Source organism: Nocardioides panacisoli, from assembly GCF_019448235.1.
Classification (GTDB): Bacteria; Actinomycetota; Actinomycetes; order Propionibacteriales; family Nocardioidaceae; genus Nocardioides; species Nocardioides panacisoli_A.
Genome location: NZ_CP080409.1, coordinates 2,128,578 through 2,147,834 on the forward strand (window position 1 = coordinate 2,128,578; position 19,257 = coordinate 2,147,834).

Annotated in this window: 20 protein-coding genes; 15 read left to right on the forward strand and 5 right to left on the reverse strand. The window is 69.0% G+C overall.

Annotation, left to right across the window (positions count from 1 at the left end; all coding sequences use genetic code 11):
• Nucleotides 1–14 precede the first annotated feature (14 nt).
• Entirely contained in the window at nucleotides 15–1,139 is a 1,125-nt protein-coding gene (locus KUV85_RS10420; protein WP_219959827.1) for a glycerate kinase, read from the reverse strand.
• Nucleotides 1,136–2,167 (reverse strand): LacI family DNA-binding transcriptional regulator, encoded by a 1,032-nt coding sequence (locus KUV85_RS10425; RefSeq protein ID WP_219959828.1) that lies wholly within the window; start codon nucleotides 2,165–2,167, stop codon nucleotides 1,136–1,138. Before KUV85_RS10425 ends, KUV85_RS10420 begins: the two co-directional genes overlap by 4 nt.
• A gap of 133 nt (nucleotides 2,168–2,300) precedes the next feature.
• Here KUV85_RS10425 and KUV85_RS10430 point away from each other — a divergent pair, with 133 nt between their 5' ends.
• The 14 genes from KUV85_RS10430 to KUV85_RS10495 all read left to right on the forward strand — a co-directional run bounded on the left by KUV85_RS10430 (nucleotide 2,301) and on the right by KUV85_RS10495 (nucleotide 16,930).
• Nucleotides 2,301–3,518 carry an amino acid ABC transporter substrate-binding protein gene (locus tag KUV85_RS10430; protein ID WP_219959829.1) on the forward strand — a complete coding sequence of 406 codons (1,218 nt, stop codon included), beginning with the start codon at nucleotides 2,301–2,303 and terminating at the stop codon, nucleotides 3,516–3,518.
• A gap of 18 nt (nucleotides 3,519–3,536) precedes the next feature.
• Entirely contained in the window at nucleotides 3,537–4,415 is an 879-nt protein-coding gene (locus tag KUV85_RS10435) for a branched-chain amino acid ABC transporter permease (RefSeq protein ID WP_219959830.1), read from the forward strand.
• 28 nt (nucleotides 4,416–4,443) lie between these two features.
• Nucleotides 4,444–5,472, forward strand: coding sequence for a branched-chain amino acid ABC transporter permease (locus tag KUV85_RS10440; RefSeq protein ID WP_219959831.1), 1,029 nt, complete (start codon nucleotides 4,444–4,446; stop codon nucleotides 5,470–5,472).
• On the forward strand, nucleotides 5,469–6,245 hold the full coding sequence (locus KUV85_RS10445; RefSeq protein WP_219962892.1) for an ABC transporter ATP-binding protein: 777 nt from the start codon (nucleotides 5,469–5,471) through the stop codon (nucleotides 6,243–6,245). The genes KUV85_RS10440 and KUV85_RS10445 overlap by 4 nt, the downstream gene beginning before the upstream one ends.
• Nucleotides 6,235–6,996 (forward strand): ABC transporter ATP-binding protein, encoded by a 762-nt coding sequence (locus KUV85_RS10450; RefSeq protein ID WP_219959832.1) that lies wholly within the window; start codon nucleotides 6,235–6,237, stop codon nucleotides 6,994–6,996. Before KUV85_RS10445 ends, KUV85_RS10450 begins: the two co-directional genes overlap by 11 nt.
• Nucleotides 6,997–7,026: 30 nt before the next feature.
• Nucleotides 7,027–8,178 carry a Gfo/Idh/MocA family protein gene (locus tag KUV85_RS10455; protein ID WP_219959833.1) on the forward strand — a complete coding sequence of 384 codons (1,152 nt, stop codon included), beginning with the start codon at nucleotides 7,027–7,029 and terminating at the stop codon, nucleotides 8,176–8,178.
• On the forward strand, nucleotides 8,175–9,344 hold the full coding sequence (locus KUV85_RS10460) for a dihydrodipicolinate synthase family protein (protein ID WP_219959834.1): 1,170 nt from the start codon (nucleotides 8,175–8,177) through the stop codon (nucleotides 9,342–9,344). Before KUV85_RS10455 ends, KUV85_RS10460 begins: the two co-directional genes overlap by 4 nt.
• Nucleotides 9,341–10,234 (forward strand): sugar phosphate isomerase/epimerase family protein, encoded by an 894-nt coding sequence (locus KUV85_RS10465; protein WP_219959835.1) that lies wholly within the window; start codon nucleotides 9,341–9,343, stop codon nucleotides 10,232–10,234. The genes KUV85_RS10460 and KUV85_RS10465 overlap by 4 nt, the downstream gene beginning before the upstream one ends.
• A 149-nt stretch (nucleotides 10,235–10,383) precedes the next feature.
• Nucleotides 10,384–11,019 carry a hypothetical protein gene (locus tag KUV85_RS10470; RefSeq protein WP_219959836.1) on the forward strand — a complete coding sequence of 212 codons (636 nt, stop codon included), beginning with the start codon at nucleotides 10,384–10,386 and terminating at the stop codon, nucleotides 11,017–11,019.
• A 213-nt stretch (nucleotides 11,020–11,232) separates the two neighbouring features.
• Nucleotides 11,233–13,407 (forward strand): PQQ-dependent sugar dehydrogenase, encoded by a 2,175-nt coding sequence (locus KUV85_RS10475; protein ID WP_219959837.1) that lies wholly within the window; start codon nucleotides 11,233–11,235, stop codon nucleotides 13,405–13,407.
• A 216-nt stretch (nucleotides 13,408–13,623) separates the two neighbouring features.
• Nucleotides 13,624–14,343 carry an amino acid ABC transporter ATP-binding protein gene (locus tag KUV85_RS10480; RefSeq protein ID WP_425299404.1) on the forward strand — a complete coding sequence of 240 codons (720 nt, stop codon included), beginning with the start codon at nucleotides 13,624–13,626 and terminating at the stop codon, nucleotides 14,341–14,343.
• A gap of 41 nt (nucleotides 14,344–14,384) precedes the next feature.
• Nucleotides 14,385–15,278, forward strand: a complete 894-nt coding sequence (locus tag KUV85_RS10485) for a transporter substrate-binding domain-containing protein (RefSeq protein WP_219959839.1) — start codon at nucleotides 14,385–14,387, stop codon at nucleotides 15,276–15,278.
• A 78-nt stretch (nucleotides 15,279–15,356) separates the two neighbouring features.
• On the forward strand, nucleotides 15,357–16,055 hold the full coding sequence (locus KUV85_RS10490) for an amino acid ABC transporter permease (RefSeq protein WP_219959840.1): 699 nt from the start codon (nucleotides 15,357–15,359) through the stop codon (nucleotides 16,053–16,055).
• Nucleotides 16,055–16,930: an amino acid ABC transporter permease gene (locus KUV85_RS10495; protein ID WP_219959841.1), complete on the forward strand. Its 876-nt coding sequence runs from the start codon at nucleotides 16,055–16,057 to the stop codon at nucleotides 16,928–16,930. The genes KUV85_RS10490 and KUV85_RS10495 overlap by 1 nt, the downstream gene beginning before the upstream one ends.
• 4 nt (nucleotides 16,931–16,934) lie before the next feature.
• On the opposite strand, the gene KUV85_RS10500 is transcribed toward KUV85_RS10495, so the two are convergent.
• From KUV85_RS10500 to KUV85_RS10510, 3 genes are read right to left on the reverse strand one after another with little or no spacing between them, the layout of a single operon-like run.
• Nucleotides 16,935–17,411 carry a hotdog fold domain-containing protein gene (locus KUV85_RS10500; protein ID WP_219959842.1) on the reverse strand — a complete coding sequence of 159 codons (477 nt, stop codon included), beginning with the start codon at nucleotides 17,409–17,411 and terminating at the stop codon, nucleotides 16,935–16,937.
• A 9-nt stretch (nucleotides 17,412–17,420) separates the two neighbouring features.
• On the reverse strand, nucleotides 17,421–17,816 hold the full coding sequence (locus KUV85_RS10505; protein ID WP_219959843.1) for a VOC family protein: 396 nt from the start codon (nucleotides 17,814–17,816) through the stop codon (nucleotides 17,421–17,423).
• Nucleotides 17,813–18,631 (reverse strand): trans-aconitate 2-methyltransferase, encoded by an 819-nt coding sequence (locus tag KUV85_RS10510; RefSeq protein WP_219959844.1) that lies wholly within the window; start codon nucleotides 18,629–18,631, stop codon nucleotides 17,813–17,815. The genes KUV85_RS10505 and KUV85_RS10510 overlap by 4 nt, the downstream gene beginning before the upstream one ends.
• 84 nt (nucleotides 18,632–18,715) lie before the next feature.
• Here KUV85_RS10510 and KUV85_RS10515 point away from each other — a divergent pair, with 84 nt between their 5' ends.
• On the forward strand, nucleotides 18,716–19,213 hold the full coding sequence (locus tag KUV85_RS10515) for a MarR family winged helix-turn-helix transcriptional regulator (RefSeq protein WP_219959845.1): 498 nt from the start codon (nucleotides 18,716–18,718) through the stop codon (nucleotides 19,211–19,213).
• Nucleotides 19,214–19,257 lie beyond the last annotated feature (44 nt).

A 19,257-nucleotide genomic window follows, 5' to 3' on the forward strand; every position in this document is an offset into this window, starting at 1 on the left:
GGCTAGCCGTCGCACTACATGTGACGCCGTGCGATCTCCCGTCCCAACTGCTCCAACAGTGGCAAGGGAGCCCGCAGGCAGCGTTCGACGTCGGCCTCCAGGTCGAGGAGCGCCAGCGCACCGTGGATCCCACCGGCACGGAGGTCGTCGTCGGACAGGTCGCGCCGTCCACACACCGCGATCGTCCGGGCGCCGTGCTCGGCCGCCCTCGCAGCGACACCGACCGGGGCCTTGCCCCGCAGGCTCTGGGCGTCCAGGGACCCCTCGCCGGTGATCACAAGGTCGCTGCCCGCCACCTGCTCGTCGAATCCCGCGAGATCAAGGACGAGATCGATCCCCGGCCGCAGCACGGCATCGAGGACGGCCAGGGCGGCGAACCCGACACCGCCTGCGGCACCAGCCCCCGGCATGTTTCTCACGTCGAACCCGACCGCCGTGGCCACACCGTCGGCCCACCGCTGCAGTCCGGCATCCAGGACTGCGACGGTCGTGTCGTCGGCTCCCTTCTGCGGTCCGTAGACGGCGGCGGCGCCGCCCGGACCCGTCAGCGGATTGTCGACGTCGCAGGCCACGACCGTCGACGCCTCGGCGAGTCGGGGGTGTAGGCCGGTGAGGTCCAGGGCCGCCACCGACTCCAGCACCGCACCACCCTCGCCGAGTGGTTCGCCGTCACGACCGAGGATCCGCGCGCCCAGCGCGCAGAGCATGCCAGCACCGCCATCGGTGCTGGCACTGCCGCCGATGCCGAGCACGATCTCGGTGCACGACGCGTCGAGTGCAGCGGCCAGCACCTCGCCGAGCCCCCGCGAGGACGCCTCGCGCGGCGCGGGTACGCCGCTGGGCAACCGGGCGAGTCCGCAGGCATCGGCCATCTCCACCACGGCGGTGTCCCCACGGCGGGCGTAGGCAGTCCTGACCGGGTGACCCGTGGGACCAGACACGGTCACCGGGACCAGATGGAAGCCGGCGGCGACCGCGGCGGCGAGCGTGCCGTCCCCGCCGTCGGCGATCGGGACTCGTGCGACCTCGGCGTCGGGGCGCTCGGTGACGACGCCGCGACCGACGGCGTCGGCCACCTCGACCGCCGTCGCAGATCCCTTGAACTTGTCGGGCGCGACGACGACCCGCGGGGAGCTCATGCGCCCGGCACCCCAGTCGAGTCCCTGATCACGAGCTCGTGACCGGCGGTGCGTCGCCGCGGGCGGCTCCCGCGGTCGAGCAACGCCAACCCGAGGGCCTGCTCGCCCATATCGGCCATCGGGAGCCGAACGGTCGTCAACGACGGAGCGAGGTCACCGGCCACCGCAACGTCGTCGAAGCCCGAAACCGAGATCTGCTCGGGCACTGCGATGCCGCGCGAGCGGAGCACGGAGAGCGCTCCGATGGCCATGTCGTCGTTCAGGGCCAGCACTGCCGTGACGTCGTGGCCCTCCTCCAGGAGCCGTGCCGTGGCCTGCTTGCCGCCGTCGCGGGTGAAGGGCGCCTCGAGGACCGGAAGGTGGTCGAAGGCCAGCCCGGCAGCCTCGTGTGCCTCCCGGACGCCCACCATGCGGTCAGCGACCGTCGTCAGCCCCAGCGACCCGGTGATGACAGCGATCCGGCGGTGCCCGAGTCCGATCAGGTGGTCGGCGACCGCGCGCCCGCCCTTGGTGTTCTCCGGGAGCACCGCGTCGGCGCCGAGGTGGTGCCGACCGATCACAGCCACACGGCCGCCGGCGGCTTGGTAGGCCTGCAGTGCTGTCTTGGCATCCCACTGTTGGGCGGGGTCGACGAACCCCGACCCGGCAATGATGATGGCACCCACGCGTTGGGCCACCAGTTCCCGGATCTGCTCGACCTCACGTCGTGGGTCCCGGCCGGTGTGACAGATCTGGACGGTGAGGCCTTCCTCCGCACCGAGCCGGAGTACGCCGCTGGCGATCTCGGCGAAGTACGGGTCCCCGATCTCGTGCACGACCAGGCCGACGGATCGCGACGTACCCGCGGCGAGGCTGCGTGCGTGCACGTTGGCGACGTACCCCAGTCGCGCCGCCACGGCTCGGACGTGGGCGGCGACGGAGTCACTGACGCCTGTCGCCCCGGAGAGGCTGCGGGATGCCGTCGCGATGGAGACGCCCGCTTCCTCCGCCACGTCCTGCAATCGCAGGGTCGCCCGCTCCTTCGCCACTACGAGGCTCCTCTCGTCCCGGTGCCGCTGGCACGGATCGGCCGCCTGTGACTCTTGCCACATCGGCGGCCGTGTGCCTACAGTACCTGAAAGCGCTTACGAAAGCGCTTACGACCACCCGACGAGGAGCATCATGAAGGTCCCGAGCACTCTCCGCATCTCCGCTCTCGCCGTCGTGAGCAGTCTCGCCCTCACTGGCTGTCTCTCGGGGAGCAGCGACGGCGGCAGCGACGACACCATCACCATCGGCATCTCACTCCCCCTCACCGGTGACTTCTCCGAACCGGGGAAGGGAGTCCAGCGCGGCTATGAGGCATGGGCTGAGTACGTCAACGAGAACGGCGGCCTGCTCGGGCGCGACGTCGAGCTGGAGATCCTCGACGACCAGTCCAACGCCGACCGCGTCGCCGCCGACTACGAGAAGCTGATCAACCAGGACGGCGTCGACCTGGTCTTCGGCCCTTTCTCGACTCGCTTGGTGATCCCGGCCGCCCAGGTCGCGAAGGACTACGGCTTCACCTTCGTGGAACCGGCAGGAGCGGCACCCGAGGTCTTCGAGCAGGGCTTCGAGAACCTCTTCTACGCCGCGCCCGCCGTCGCCGACGACCACTACGACTACCTCGCCGACCACATCGAGCAGATGCCGCGCGGCCAGCGCCCGAAGACCGCTGCGTACGCGACGATGGACGACCCGTTCGCACAGGGCACCGCCTACGGACTGAAGGGCCGGCTGGAGGAGATGGGCGTGCGGACGGTTGCCGACGAGGTCTATCCCCCGAACACGACCGACTTCAGCAGCATCGCCGCCAAGATCGAGGACAGCGGCGCCGACATCGTCGTCGGAGGCACGCAATACCAGGACGCGGTCAACCTGATCATCGCCCTGCAGCAACTCAACTATCAGCCGAAGATGGCGGCCTTCTCGACGGCGCCGACGAACCCCGAGTTCCCCGAGGCGATCGGTGACAAGACCGAGGGGATCCTCTCCCCCACCGGCTACACGCCCGAGGCCTCCTACCCGTCCAACCAGGAGTTCGTCGAGTTCTACAGCGAGATCCACGGCAACCCGCCGGGTGAGGACGAGGCGAATGCCTGGACGACCGGTCAGGTCGTGGCAGCGGCGGTCGAGGCGGTCGAGTGCGCGGACCCGGACCCCGAGTGCCAGCAGCAGCTCACCGACTGGCTTCACGAGAACGAGGTCGACACCGTCGTCGGACCGCTGTCCTGGGACGAGGCCGGCCGCCCCCAGGGCGCCCACATGATCCAGCAGTACGTCGATGGCGAGATCCAGATCGTCCTGCCCGAGGACCTCGCCGAGGCCGACATCATCCCCGCCAAGCCGGCCTGGTGACGAAGGAGTAGCAAAGCGATGTCCCTGCTGTTCCAGAGCCTCGTGCTCGGAGTCCTGCTCGGTGGGCTCTATGCCCTCCTGGCCGCCGGCCTCACGCTCTACTTCGGCGTGATGCGCGTGGTGATGATCGCCCACTCGGCGTTCCTCATCCTCGCGGCATACTTGGCGTGGTTCTTCACCACCCAGACCGGCATCGACCCCCTCGTCTCGCTGCTCGGCACCGTGCCGTTGTTCTTCCTCCTCGGCGTCGGCATCCAGCGTGTCCTCATCAAGCGGTTGCGCCCGGCGACGCTCACCATGATGTCGGTGCTGCTCACGTTCGCGATCGCCCTGGTCATCGAGGGCATGCTCGGGTTCGTCTTCACCGGCACCCAGCGCCGCATCCAGCTGTCGTACGGCGGGGCGAACCTCGAGGTGTTCGGGGCGAACATCGCCGTCGTCAAGCTGATCGCCTTCGGCTTGGCCGCGCTGTCGCTGCTCGGCCTGTACCTGCTGCTCACCAGGACCAAGTTCGGCCAAGCCCTTCGCGCAACGATCCAGCACCCCGAGGCGGCGCAGCTCGTGGGTATCAACACCGAGCGGGTTGCCGGCTACGGGTTCGGCATCGGCCTCGCCACCGCGGCGATCGGCGGGACCGCCCTGTCGCTCGACTCCACGATCTATCCGTCACTGCACTGGCACTGGATCGGGCCGCTGATGGCGATCATTGTCGTCGGCGGCCTGGGCAGCATCCCCGGAGCCGCGATCGCGGCGATGGTGCTCGGCATCGGCCAGTCCCTGTTGCAGATCCCGTTCAGCACGACCTGGGCCCAGACGATCTTCTACGTCGCACTGTTCGCGACCCTGATGGTCCGGCCCCAGGGTTTCTTCGGAGGTCGTCTTGCCCAACGCTTCTGACACGCGCACGACGCCCTCGCGAGCCGGCGTGGCCAAGCTCGTCGGTGTCGCACTGCTGGCCGCAGCGGTGCTCTCGTTCCCGACGGTGGCGGCGAACCCGTTCATCCTCTCGGTCGGGGTCGTCATCATGAGCTACGCCCTCCTCGCGACGGGATGGAACTTCGTCGGTGGTTTCACCGGCTACATCTCGCTCGGGCACGCGGCGTACTCCGGCCTCGGTGGCTACGCGACCGGGCTGCTGGTCATCCACACCGGCATCAACCCGTGGGGCGCCCTCGTCGCCGGAGCCGTGATCGTGGCGATCGTCGCCGTGCCCATCGGCATCGCCAGTCTCCGCGTACGCGGAGCGTCCTTCGTGATCGTCTCGATCGCCTTCGTGCTGATCCTGATGCTGGCCTTCCAATCCTGGAGCTCGGTCACCGGCGGCTCGAACGGCCTGCGGATCCCCCGTCCGTTCGCCGACGACGTGCTGCGGCCCGAGCAGCACGAACGCTTCTTCTATCTCCACGCCGCCGCGCTCGCCGCAGCGCTTCTGGCCTGGTGGCTGATCGACCGGTCCCGGTTCGGCATCGGCCTGAAGGCCATCCGCGAGGACGAGGACAAGGCACAGGCGCTGGGTGTGCCCACCTTCAACTACAAACTCGCGGCCTTCGTGATGTCCGCCTTCGTCACCGCGATCGGCGGCGGCCTCTATGCGCTCTGGTTCGGCTTCCTGGACCCGATCTTCCAGTTCTCGATCCTCGTCGGTGCCTACATGGTCCTGATGAGCCTCCTCGGCGGGATCCGGTCACTGTTCGGCCCGCTGCTGGGCGCGGTGATCGTCGGGTACGCGGTGGAGTTCTTCAAGAGCGAGTACGGCGACTCCCAGTTCCACCTGGTGGCGATGGGGCTCCTGCTCGGCGTGGTCGTGCTGTTCATGCCGGAGGGGATCATCCCGGCGGTCCAGAGCCTCGTTCGACGGTTCCGCCCCCAGTCCTCCTCGATCCGCGAGGTCTCCCAAGCCGAGCTCGCCGAGCAGCGTCGCGAGGAGCAGGTCACGGAAGGAGCATCACGATGACCACCGCAGCGGAGCAGGCCACCGGTCCGACCGGCGAGGCGACCATCGGGCTCGCCACGGAGGGACTTGCCAAGTCCTTCGGTGGCGTCCGTGCCGTCGACGGCGCATCCGTGGGGTTCCACCACGGCAAGGTCAACGCGCTCATCGGGCCCAACGGCTCGGGCAAGACCACGTTCTTCAATTGCGTCACCGGGATGATCCGGCCCGACGCGGGCCGGGTGACGTACGCCGGCCGCGACATCAGCGGCAAGCCGCCGCACCGCATCGCTCGTGCGGGCATCGGACGCAGTTTCCAGCTGTGTCGGATCTTCCCGAGGATGACGGTGCTCGAGAACATCCTGGCGGCGGTGCGGCCGCCCAGTCCGATGCTCCTGCTCGCGCCCTCCCGGCACCACGGCGACATCGAACGCGCCCGGTCGCTGCTGGCCCGCGTGGGCATCGAACACCTCGAGGACGTCGAGGCCCGCGACCTCTCCTACGGCCAGCAGAAGCTGCTCGAGCTCGCCGGCGTCCTGATGGCGGACCCGGAGACGATCATGCTCGACGAGCCAGCCGGCGGCGTGAATCCGGCGCTCATCGACCGGATCGCCGGCCTGGTCCGCTCCCTGAACGCCGAGGGCCGGACCTTCATCGTCGTCGAACACAACATGGACCTGGTGATGAGTCTCTCCGACCACGTCGTCGTCTTCGACCGTGGTCGGCCCATCGCGGAGGGTCCGCCGTCGGTCGTCCAGCACGACCCCCGAGTCCTGGAGGCCTACCTTGGCGTCTGAATACCTGCTCGAGCTCGACGACATCGAGGCCGCATACGGCCGTGCCGCCCTGGTCCTGCGTGGACTGACCGTGAAGGTCCCTCCGGCGACCGTCGTCTGCCTCGTCGGCCCCAACGGCGCCGGCAAGTCGACCGTGCTGAAGGTCGCCAGCGGCATGCTCACCCCCCGGTCGGGCACCATTCGTGTCGCGGGCCGCGACGTCACGCGCAACAACCCGCAGCAGATGCTGGGCGCCGGCCTCTCACATGTCCTGCAGGGACACAGCGTGTTCAAGGAGATGTCGGTCGCGGAGAACGTGTTGCTCGGCGCCTACTCGCTCAGCGACCGACGCGAGATCGACGAACGCGTGGGATTCGTCAAGGACCTGTTCCCGGTCGTCGCCGAGCGCTGGGGAGCCCTCGCCGGCGCACTGTCCGGTGGGCAGCAGAAACAGGTCGAGTTCGCCCGCTCCCTCATGGTGAGCCCACAGGTCGTCCTGTTGGACGAGCCGTCCATGGGGCTGGACCCCAAGGCCACCGGCACCGTGTTCGAGCAGGTGGTGCGGATGCGGGACGCGGGCACCGCCGTCCTGCTCGTGGAGCAGAACGCCCGCCGCGCGCTGCAGACGGCGGACCTCGGCTGCGTCCTCGACCTCGGCCGGGTCCACATCTCCGGGCCCGCCGACGACCTCCTCGCCGACCCCCAGCTCGCCGAGCTCTACCTGGGCGGTCAACCGACCGGCCGTTCCGATGCCTCCTCGACCACCGCGTGAGACGACGCCGCTGCTACCCGAAGGACCGACATGCCTGACACGACCATCCGCATCCTGATGAACGGCGTCACCGGACGCATGGGGTATCGCCAGCACCTGCTGCGATCGGTCCTGGCGATCCGCGATGACGGCGGGATTCCCCTGCCCGACGGCGGTCGACTCCAGGTCGAGCCAGTGCTCGTCGGTCGCAACGCCGACAAGCTGCGTCGGCTGGCGGCTCAGCACGATGTCGCGGACTGGACGACCGACCTGGACTCCGCGCTCGCCGAGGATCCCGCCACCGTTTACTTCGATGCACAGGTCACCGGGGAGCGCCGCAAGGCGATCCTCAAGGCGGCTGCTGCCGGCAAGCACGTCTACACCGAGAAGCCCACGGCCGAGTCCGTCGCCGAAGGGCAGGAACTCGTCGACTCTGCCAGCCAGCACGGCATCATCAACGGGGTCGTCCACGACAAGTTGTACCTGCCAGGCCTGTTGAAGCTGAAGCGCCTCGTGGACAGCGGCTTCTTCGGTCGCATCCTGTCGGTCCGTGGCGAATTCGGCTATTGGGTCTTCGAGGGCGACGGGGTCCCCGCGCAACGTCCGAGCTGGAACTACCGCGCCGAGGACGGCGGCGGCGTGGTGTTGGACATGTTCTGCCACTGGAACTACGTCCTGGAGAACCTCTTCGGTTCGGTGGAGGCCGTGACCGCCAGGGCCGTCACCCACATCCCCGAGCGCTGGGACGAACGCGGCGAACGGTACGACGCGACGGCCGACGACGCGGCGTACGCCATCTTCGAGCTGGCCGGGGGCATCATCGCCCAGGTCAACTCGTCTTGGGCGGTGCGGGTCGAGCGCAAGGAGCTGGTGGAGTTCCAGGTCGACGGGACCCTGGGGTCGGCCGTCGCCGGGCTCTTCGAGTGTCGGGTGCAGCCACGGGACCTGACCCCGATGCCGGTCTGGAACCCGGACCTGCCCACGACCGAGGACTTCCGGTCCCAGTGGTCGCCGGTGCCCGACAACGACACGTTCGGCAACGGCTTCCGGGCGCAGTGGGAGGAGTTCCTGCTCGACGTCCACCACGGTCGCCCTCACCCCTATGACTTCGCCGCAGGCGTGCGCGGACTCGAGCTCGTCGACGCCGGGCTCCGCTCTTCGGCAGAGGGGCGCCGCATCCCGATGGCCGGTGCGGGGCGATGACCTCGCCCGGGGCCGACGTCGCGATCCCCCTCGCCGACGGCGGGTGGGAGGAGGTCGCGCTGACCGAACCTCGTGACTGGCCCGAGCACCCCGAACCATTCTCCAGCCGGGTTGCGTTCGCGGCCGCCCACGTCGTTGCCGATCCCCGTGGCGAGAACGTCCCTGGCTCGCCGGCGACGATCGACTGGGAGTCCACCCTCGCCTTCCGCCGGCACCTCTTCCGCCACGGTTTCGGTGTCGCCGAGGCGATGGACACCGCCCAGCGCAACATGGGCCTCGACTGGCCCGCCGTGCAGGAGCTCGTACGACGCAGTGCCGCGCAGGCCGCGGAAGTCGGGGCGCGGATCGCATCAGGTGCCGGCACCGACCATCGAGCCGAGTTGCGCACCCCGGCCGACGTGCGCGAGGCGTACCGCGAGCAGGTCGGCTTCGTGGAGTCCACCGGCTCGCAGGTGATCGTGATGGCCTCGCGCCAGCTCGCGGCGGTCGCCGCGGGGGCCGACGACTACCTCGCCGTGTACGACGCCGTGCTCGACGAGGTCGACCGGCCCGTCATCCTCCACTGGCTCGGCGAGGCGTTCGACCCGCACCTGCGCGGCTACTGGGGATCCACGGACGTCGACATCGCGACCGACACCTTCCTGGACCTGATCAAGGCCCATGCGGACCATGTCGACGGCGTGAAGGTGTCGCTGCTCTCCGCGGACCACGAGACCGAGCTCCGGGCACGCCTTCCCGCTGACGTTCGCCTCTACACCGGCGACGACTTCAACTACCCGGGCCTCATCCGGGGCGACGGGGTGCGCTACTCCGACGCACTGCTGGGCGCCTTCGCGGCAATCGCACCGGCAGCCTCGGCGGCGCTGGCAGCACTCGATCGTGACGACCTGGCGACCTATGACGCGGAGATGGCACCGACCCTGCCACTCGCACGCCACGTGTTCGAGGCGCCGACATGGCACTACAAGGCCGGGATCGCGTTCCTGTCCTGGCTGTGCGGGCACCAGCCCGGATTCGCCATGGTCGGGGGGCTCCAGTCCTCGCGGAGTGTGGTGCACCTGGGGCGGCTCTTCGCCCTCGCCAACGATGCACGCCTCCTCCCGGACCCTGACCTCGCTGCCCACCGCATGCGCACGTGGCTCGCCGGTGCCGGGGTGGTCCGATGACGACGCTCGACGTGCCCTCCCTGGATCCGGCACGGCTGGACACCCCCACGGTGGGAGATCCGCGACTGGCGCGACTGTCACTGAACCAGAAGACCGTGAACGGGTGGTCCCTGCGCCGTGCGGTCGAGGGCTGCGTTCGTCACGGCCTGCCCGCACTCGGGGTGTGGCGCGAGCCGCTCGCGGACGTCGGGGTGCGCGACGGTGCCGCGATGATCGCCGATGCCGGACTGCGGGTCTCCTCACTGTGCCGCGGTGGATTCTTCACCGTGCCCGCGGGGCGCGAGCAGGAGCGCGCGCACGATGACAACCGACGCGCCCTCGACGAGGCAGCGTCCCTCGGAGCGCCCTGCCTGGTCCTGGTGCCAGGGGGCCTACCCGACGGTGATCGGGACCTGCGGTCGGCCCGATCCCGGGCTGCTGAGGCGATCGAGCGGTTGGTGCCCCATGCATTGGAGGTCGGCGTACGGCTCGCGATCGAGCCGATGCATCCGATCTTCGCAGCCGACCGGGGCGTTGTCTCCACTCTGCGACAAGCACTCGACATCGCCGACCCGATGCCGCCGGAGGCAGTCGGCATCGTCGTCGACACCTTCCACGTGTGGTGGGAGCCCGGCGTCGAGGAACAGATCGCGCGCGCCGGTGACCGCGTCGCGTCCTACCAGGTGTGTGAGTGGATCACCCCGCTCCCGCCCGACGCACTCCTCTCCCGCGGGATGATGGGCGACGGCCACATCGACTTCGCCCACCTCACGCGCTGCGTCGTCGCCGCCGGCTACCGCGGCGACGTCGAGGTCGAGATCTTCAACGCCGACGTCTGGGCCGCTGACGGTGACGCCGTCATCGACACCGTGGCGCGCCGCTACGCCGAGCTCGTGGAGCCGCACCTCTAGCGACCCCGACTGCAGTCGTGACACCAACCAACCTCGGTACGGAAGGGAAACGCCATGCAGCACCAACCCCATCGACAACCGCGACCCCCCCCTCGCGACGACGGGCGGCCGCGGCAGCCCTCGCCCTGTCGGCCCTCATCCTGGCGCCCATGAGCACTGCGCACGGCGGACAGCCCCCTGGGGCACCTCCAGAGCACCGCGTGTACGCCGCTCCCACGCCGCAGCACTGGGACCCGCTCACCGAGGCCCTCTGGTCGTTCGAACGCGGGCAGGTGGTGCTCACCGAGCCGGGCACGAGCCCGGGTGGACCACGTCGACCGTTCGAGTACGCCATCGTCTCGGCGGGTCCTGAACTCGCCTCGGTGGAGATCTCGACCCAGGTCCGCATCGACGAACCCGTGGCGGTGAACAACCGGGACGTCATCCTGGTGTGGAACTACCAGTCACCGACGCGCTTCTACTACGCCCACCTGTCGCAGGACAACACGATCTATCCCCACAACGGCATCTTCAAGGTCGACGATGCCGATCGGGTCCGCATCGACGACCAGCGGGACGGAGCCGTGGGTGCACCGCCCGCGATCGACGACACCGATTGGCACGACGTCCGTCTCGACTACGACGCTGCCACCGGCGAGGTGGCGGTCCACGTCGACGGGAGCGAGCAGCCCCTGATGACGGCCACCGACACCAGCTTCGCCGGGGGCCGAGTGGGCTTCGGGTCCTTCGACAACCACGGCCGCACGCGGCAGTTCCGGGTGACGGGTACGCCCGCCGCCTCCTGATCCCCGTGGGCCCCGAGCAACTCGGGGCCCACGAGGGCTGGCGGTGGCAGCCGCCAGCAGTTGTCACCAACCAATCCCATAGTGAAGGAACCATCCCCCATGCGCACACGCAACTGGTGGGTCGGTGCTGCGGCGGCATCCGTGCTAGCGGCCTCACTGACCCCTCTCGGATCGCCAGCCAGCGCTGACGACGACACCCCCATCACCGACCCCGTGCCCACGTCACCGCAACCATCGACCCTCGGGCTGGTCCTCGAGGAGTACGCCGAGCTACCGGCCTCCGAACCGAACGGACCGGTCACCGACGACCGCATCAGCAGCCGCCACAACCGGATCAACTACATCGGCGAGGTGCCCGACGGTTCGGGCCGCAAGTACCTCCCCGACCTCAACGGCCCACTGCACCTGCTGGACGGGGACAGCCGCCACACCTACCTCGACTTCGCCGAGGAGTTCCCCGACTTCCTCTCCTGGCGCGGCTTGGGTTCCGGGTTCGGCTTCGTCGCATTCCACCCGGAATTCGAGGACAACGGAACCTTCTACACCGTCCACACCGAGACGCCGGACGCACCGGGTGAGTCGACGTACGAACCACAGCCCTACAGCACCGGCGGCGTGCAGAGCGTGGTGACGGAGTGGACGGCAGATGACCCGTCGGCCGACGTCTTCCGCGGCACCCACCGCGAAGTCTTCCGGTTCCGGTTCCGGACGCAGATCCACGCGATCCAGCAGATCGACTTCAATCCGACCGCCGAGCCCGGCGACGAGGACTACGGCCTGCTCTACCTCGCCGTCGGGGACGGGGGCATCGGCGTCAGCACCGACGTGCCGCAGGACATGGGGACACCTGCCGGCAAGATCCTCCGTATCGACCCGTCCGGCGACGATGCCCCCAACGGTCAGTACGGCATCCCGGCCAGCAACCCATTCGTGGACCGCGAGGACGCACTCGGCGAGATCTACGCCGTCGGCATGCGGGACCCACACCGCTTCAGCTGGGACGCCGGCGGCGAGCACCGGATGTTCCTCGGCCACATCGGCCAGCACGCCATCGAGGGCATCTACGACGTCGACGCCGGTGACAACTTCGGTTGGCCCGTCATCGAGGGGCGACTGGCGTACCGCAACGAGAACCAGTGCTACCTGTACCCGCTGACCGCGGAGATGGAGCAGGCCGGATACGACTACCCGGTCACGTCCTATGACCACGACAAGCCGGCCAACTGGTCGTGCAACAGCGACTCCGGACACGCGATCTCCGGTGGGCTCGTCCACCGGGGTGACCTGCCCGGCCTGAGGGGCAAGTACGTCTTCGGCGACCTCGTGGAGGGGCGCGTGTACTTCAGCGACCTGCCCGAAATGGTCGACGACGGCGACGCCGAGGCGCCGATCCACGAACTGGCGCTCTACGACGAGGGCGGTACCCGGATGCGCATGCCCGATCTCGTCGGCGACGGCCGCGCCGACCTGCGTTTCGGCACCGATGCCGAGGACAACCTCTACCTGCTGGCCAAGGGCAACGGCACGGTCTGGAAGGTGGCCGACACCAAGCGCGCCCCGGTGCCGAAGCCGGTCGAGCCCGCGATCGCCGACGAACTCGTGGCGAGCTACGACTTCGAGCACCCCTTCGCCGCGCGTGACGACCGCGAGGAGGACCAGGGCCTGTCCAAGACCCTGATCCAACTCGTCAACGGCGAGGAGGACATGCGCGTCGACGACGGCGCCCACCCCGGATCCAACAACTCGCTCCAGATCCACAGCGCTGCCGAATCGCCGACCGGTGAGGCATGGAAGGCCGGCGTCTGGGACAGGGACGGCGCCGAGTCGCTGGGTGCGTTCAACGGCGCCGAGGGCATCACCGTGATGGGTTGGGTGAAGATGACCGGCCAGAACCCGACGCCGGGCTACAACGCGATCGGACTGACCGGCGTACTCAGCGGCGACTCCGAAGGGCACAACGTGCGTGCGCTGCTAGAGCTGATCCAGGTCGACGGGGAACTGCGACTGGTGGCCCTGGGTCGGCGCCTCGACGGCGGGGAGTCGCAGACCTTCGCCGCCTCGACCGACTGGGAGGACCTGCTCCCGGACGGCGAGTGGGTCCACCTGGCGGCCACCTTCGACTACACCACCGGAGAGATGGCCCTGTATCGCAACGGGCGCGCGTTGAGCGGGTTCTACACCAAGGACGGGGATCCGTGGCAGGTCGACGGGACCGGCACCACCGCCTCGGATCCGAAGGGGATCAAGATCGGTGGCTCGTTCCCCCAGGACGGCTCCGAGCGCAATCCCTGCAACTGCCGCCTGGACGGTCTGATGTTCTTCGACGACGACTTGAGCAGGAGCGAGGTGGCTCGCCAGCACCGTCGGATGGAGCGTTCACGTCCCTAGCGTTTCCCCGAATGCCGGTGGCCCCGCAGACCTGCGAGCGGGGCCACCGGTGCGTTCGCGTCACGCCCACGGCGTTCCAAGTCAATCACGGAATGGTTTCGGGGGGCGTTGCGTACTAGCCGCGGGACCCGCGACACCGCTAGCGTCACCCGCATGACGGTGCAGGAGGACGTCGCGGCACAGCCGCCGGCATCCGGGGCCGATGGCCTCGTCGTGATGCGCGACGTACAGAAATGGTTCGGCAAGCTGCACGTGTTGCAGGACATCGACCTCACGGTCAAGCGCGGCGAGGTCGTCGTGGTGATCGGGCCGTCGGGTTCGGGCAAGTCCACGCTGTGCCGCACGATCAACCGCCTGGAGACGATCGACTCCGGCGAGATCCTGATCGACGGTGAGCGACTGCCCGAGGAGGGCAAGGCCCTGGCGCACCACCGCGCCGACGTCGGCATGGTCTTCCAGAGCTTCAACCTGTTCGCCCACAAGACGATCCTCGAGAACGTCACGCTGGGGCCGATCAAGGTGCGCAAGAAGTCCAAGGCCGAGGCGGAGAAGCGGGCCCACGAGCTGCTGGATCGCGTGGGCATCGCCCACCAGGCCGAGAAGTATCCCGCCCAGCTGTCCGGTGGTCAGCAGCAGCGCGTCGCCATCGCGCGGGCGCTCGCGATGGACCCGAAGGTGATGCTCTTCGACGAGCCCACCTCCGCGTTGGACCCCGAGATGATCAAGGAAGTCCTCGACGTCATGGTCGAGCTCGCCGAGGGCGGCATGACGATGATCGTGGTCACCCACGAGATGGGCTTCGCCCGCACGGCCGCCCACCGGGTCTGCTTCATGGCCGACGGCGCCATCGTCGAGGAGACCGACCCCGAGTCCTTCTTCACCAACCCGCAGAGCGATCGCGCCAAGGACTTCCTCGGCAAGATCCTCAAGCACTGAAGAGCGACGGACACCAGTCCGCCCACACGGAAGGAAGACAGATGAGGTTCAAGAGAAGCCTGGCCGCCTTCGCCGGCATCGGGCTCGCGTTCTCGCTCGCTGCGTGCGGTGAGGCCGGCACCGAGGGCGGTGGCGCGGACGTCGAGGCCGCGGACGACTGCGAGGGCAAGTTCGACGACGGCACCCAGATGGCCCAGTGGGCCGACTCCGGCGAGATCAGCGTCGGCGTCAAGTACGACCAGCCCGGCCTCGGCTTCAAGGGTGCCGCGGACGACATCCCGAAGGGCTTCGACGTCGAGGTCGCCAAGATCCTGGTGGCCGACCTGTGCATCGACCCGCAGGGCGACGGCGTCGAGTGGGTGGAGACCGTCTCCGACAACCGCGAGCCGTTCCTCCAACAGGAGCGCGTCGGCCTGGTGCTGGCGTCCTACTCCATCACCGACGACCGCCGCTCGGTCGTCGGTCAGACCGGTCCGTACATGATCACCGGCCAGCAGCTGCTCGTCCCGGCCGACTCCGACATCGAGTCGATCGACGAGCTGCAGGGTCAGGAGGTCTGCTCGGTGACCGGGTCGACCTCCATCGACCGGATCAACGAGAAGGGCGCCAAGGGCGTCGGCTTCGACTCCTACTCCGAGTGCGTGCAGAAGGTCATGGACGGCACCGTCGACGGCATGTCCACCGACGGCTCGATCCTGGCCGGCTTCGCTGCCGAGAACGAGGGTGAGCTGAGCGTCGTCGGGGACGAGTTCTCCGAGGAGCGCATCGGCGTCGGCTACCAGCCCGGCAACACCGAGACGTGCGAGTGGATCAACGAGACGCTGACCACCGCGTACGACGAGGGCACCTGGGCGGAGGCCTTCGAGGGCACCCTCGGCCCGTCGGGCGTCGAGACCCCGGAGCCCCCGGAGCTCGACGACTGCCAGACGTTCTGAGCCACCACGTAGTGGACGACCGGCCGGGGCGGCGCGAGCAGCGCCGCCCCGGCGTTCGCCAGAGAGGAGAAGGCTGCCGTGGACGCAGTCCTCAACGACTTTGATGCTTACCTGAGGGCGTTCGGATTCACCCTCTGGCTCTTTCTCATCTCCGGCGTCCTGTCGCTGATCCTGGGCACGTTCCTGGTGGCCCTGCGCGTCGGTCCCGTCGCCGTTCTCCGTAGCGCCGCGGCCACGTACGTGACCGTCGTGCGCAACACCCCCTTGGTGATCGTCTTCGCCACCTTCCAGTTCACCGCTCCCACCTTGTGGAGCGCCCTCAACTTCCGCTGGTTCGACCGCCTCGACATCTCCATCGGGCAGTTCCAGTTCAACCAGTTCTTCGCGACCGCCGTCATCGCACTCACGCTCTACACCAGCACCTTCGTCTGCGAGGCGCTGCGGTCCGGCGTGAACTCCGTGGACATCGGCCAGGCCGAGGCGGCCCGGGCGATCGGACTGCCGTTCGGCGGGGTGATGACCAACGTCGTGCTGCCGCAGGCCTTCCGGGCCTCCCTGCCGCCGCTCGCGAGCGTGCAGATCGCGTTGATCAAGAACACCTCGGTCGCCGCCGTCTTCGGCGTGGCGGAGGCCGTCTATCAGATGCGCTCACTCACTCGTGACTTCCCGTCCCAGCTGAACGAGATCTTCATCGCCTTCGCCATCGGCTACATCATCATCGTCGAGGTGACGTCGTTCCTGTCCAACCGACTCGAGCGTCGCTGGAGGGTGGCCTGATGAGCACGAGCGTCCTTTTCGATGCCCCGGGCCCCAAGACCGTTGCCCGGCACCGCATCTACACCGTCGTTGCCGGCGCCGCCGTCCTCGGGTTCCTGCTGTGGGCGCTGTGGCGTCTCTACGTGGAGGGTCAGTTCACCTACGACAAGTGGGAGGTCTTCCTCACCCCGCGGTACCTCGAGGTCATCCTCGTCGACGGCCTGTTGCAGACGCTCCAGATGGCGGGCACCGCGATCGTGGCGGCGGTGCTCTTCGGCTTCCTCTTCGGCGTCGGCAAGATGTCCGACCATGCGTGGGTGCGCTGGCCGTCCTGGGCCGTCGTCGAGTTCTTCCGCGCCATCCCCGTGCTGCTGCTGATGGTCTTCGTGTGGTTCCTGATCGGCATCAACACCTCCGGAGCTTCGTACTGGGGCGTCGTCATCGCCTTGATGCTCTACAACGGCTCGGTGCTCGCGGAGGTCTTCCGCGCCGGTGTGAACTCGATCCCCAAGGGGCAGGGCGAGGCGGCGTACGCCGTCGGCATGCGCAAGACGCAGGTGATGAACCTGGTGCTGATGCCCCAGGCAGTGAAGGTGATGCTGCCGGCGATCATCAGCCAGTGCGTAGTCGCGCTGAAGGACACTGCACTGGGTCAGTACATCCTGGCGCCCGGACTCACCAAGGTCTCCAACCAGATCTTCCTCGAGTTCGACAACCGCATCCCCACCATCTTCGTGGTCGCCAGCCTCTACATCGTGGTCAACCTGATCCTGACCGCGTTCGCGACGTGGCTCCAGAAGCGGTTGCTGGGCGGCAAGAAGAAGGGCGTCGACATCGAGGCGGCCGCTGGTGGCGGTCGGTACGACATGGGCGGCGGTGGCGGCGCCGCGGTCTGAGGCGCTACTTCTTCGGCGTCACCCAGAGTCGGATCGTGCCGTCGATGACGACCGTGCCGTCGTCGCGCACACCCTTGACGGCCACGAGCAGGTCACCGTCGGCGGTTTCCCACTGCTCCTGGGTGGTCTCGGCGGTGCAGGTGATGTCGCTGGTCGCCTTCGCGGTGTAGGCGACCTCCATCCCCTTGGGGATCCAGCGCTTGTCCTTCGGGATGGTGACCTCGGCGAGCGCCCCCATCACGGCCTCGAGGCCGTTGCACAGCGCGATCGCGTGCACCGTGCCGATGTGGTTGTGCACACCGCGGCGCTTGGGGATGACCAGCTCGGCGTAGTTGGGCCGCACCTCGACGAACCGGGGACGGATCGTGGCGAAGTACGGCGCCTTCTGGGCGAAGCCGAGGGAGAACAGGCGCTTGCCGACCGACTCGCCGACCAGGGGCAGTCCGGTGGTGCGCTTCCAGAGGTTCAGGACGGGACTCATGGACACATGCTACTCATGAGTAACCGGCGCCAGCACCTCGACTCGGTTGCCGGCACCGTCGAACGCGTGGCACCGCTCGTGGCCGTCGAAGGAGTGACGCTGGCTCCAGTCCACCTCGAAGCCGGCCGCGGCCAACCGCTCCCCCGTCGCCTCGAGCGCGGCGACGTCGTCGAACACGAGGGCAGGGTGGGCCTTGCGGGCCGGACGGAACGGGTCCTCCACGCCGACGTGCAGCTCCGCGGTGACGGCGCCCGTGGCGTCGTACGCCCGGAACCAGGCGCCGCCGCGGGCCGCCAGCGCTGCCGGCTTGGCGACCTCGCTCATCCCGAGTCCGTCGGCGTAGAACCGGCGCGCCTCGGCCTCACCGCCCGGCGGGCAGGCGACCTGGACGTGGTGCAGCCTCATCGCTCCTCCCGGACGGTCTCGACAGGCTCGACCGACGACCAACTGGGAACCCGAGCGACGACGAAGGCGCGCCGGAACGGCATCACCACGCCGTGCGGCTGTGGCGGGTACGCCGCCCGCAGCCGCCGCCGGAATTCCTCCTCGAACGAGGCCCGCAGGTCCGCGGGGAGCGCCTGCAGGATCGGGCGCGCACCCGTACCCGACACCCAGGCGAAGACGGGGTCCTGCCCGGCGAGGACGTGCAGGTAGGTCGTCTCCCACGCGTCGACCTCGCACCCGAGCGCCGCCAGCGCCGAGAGGTAGGTGGCGGGCTCGTGGGAGTCCGGGAGCTGCGCGTCGGCGGTGTGCGCGGCGTACGGCGCCTCGGCGGCGAGCTCGCGGCACAGCGTGTGGCTGGGCTCGTGGAAGTTCGCGGGCACCTGGAACGCGAGCCAGCCGCCGGGAGCCACCGCCGCGACGAGGTCCGGCAGCAGGTCGAGGTGGTCGGGCAGCCACTGCAGGGTGGCGTTGGAGACGACCACGTCGACCCCACCGGCGGCAGCGCCAGAGGACACCCAGTCGCGCAGGTCGCCGACGCGGAAGTCGATCCGGGTGTCGGTGGCGGCTGCCACCATCTCTGCACTGCTGTCGATGCCGACGACCGTGGCGTCCGGCCAGCGGTCGGCGAGCAGGGAGGTGAGGTTGCCCGGCCCGCAGCCGAGGTCGACCACGTGGGCCGGGTCGGTGGCGCCGACCCGGGCGAGCAAGTCGACGTAGGGACGGCCACGCTCGTCGGCGTAGGCGAGGTAGCGGTCGGGGTCCCAACGATGGGTCATCGGTCCTCCAGGTGGTCCACGATCGCCACCCTACGCTCGCCTGTCTTGATGTCAAGATTCTCGATCTTGCGTTAGCCTGTGCGCATGTCCGAGGTACGCGACGAGGTCGACGCCCTGCTGGAGGCCTGGGCGCGCGAACGCGCCGACCTCGACCTGGGCCCGGTGGCGGTCTTCAGCCGCATCGCCCGATTGGCCCACCACGTCGACCGTGCCCGCAAGCAGGCCTTCACCGCGCACGCCATCGAGTCCTGGGAGTTCGACGTCCTGGCCGCGCTGCGCCGCGCCGGTACGCCGTACGAGCTGTCGCCGGGCAAACTGCTGCGCGAGACGCTGGTCACCAGCGGGACGATGACCAACCGGGTCGACCGGTTGGCGGCGCGGGGCCTGGTGGAGCGCCATCCCGACCCCGGCGACCGGCGCGGGGTCCTGGTGCGACTGACGCCGGAGGGGAAGCAGGCAGTCGACGGGGCGTTCGCGGCCCTCCTGGACGCCGAGCAGGACCTGCTGGTCGGCCTCTCCGAGGCGGAGCGCGCCGACCTCGAGGGCCTGCTCCGGCAGCTGCTCAGCCCCTTCTCGGGATAGTCCCTGACGAAGAGCACCCAGATCGGCATGAAGCCGGTGCTTTT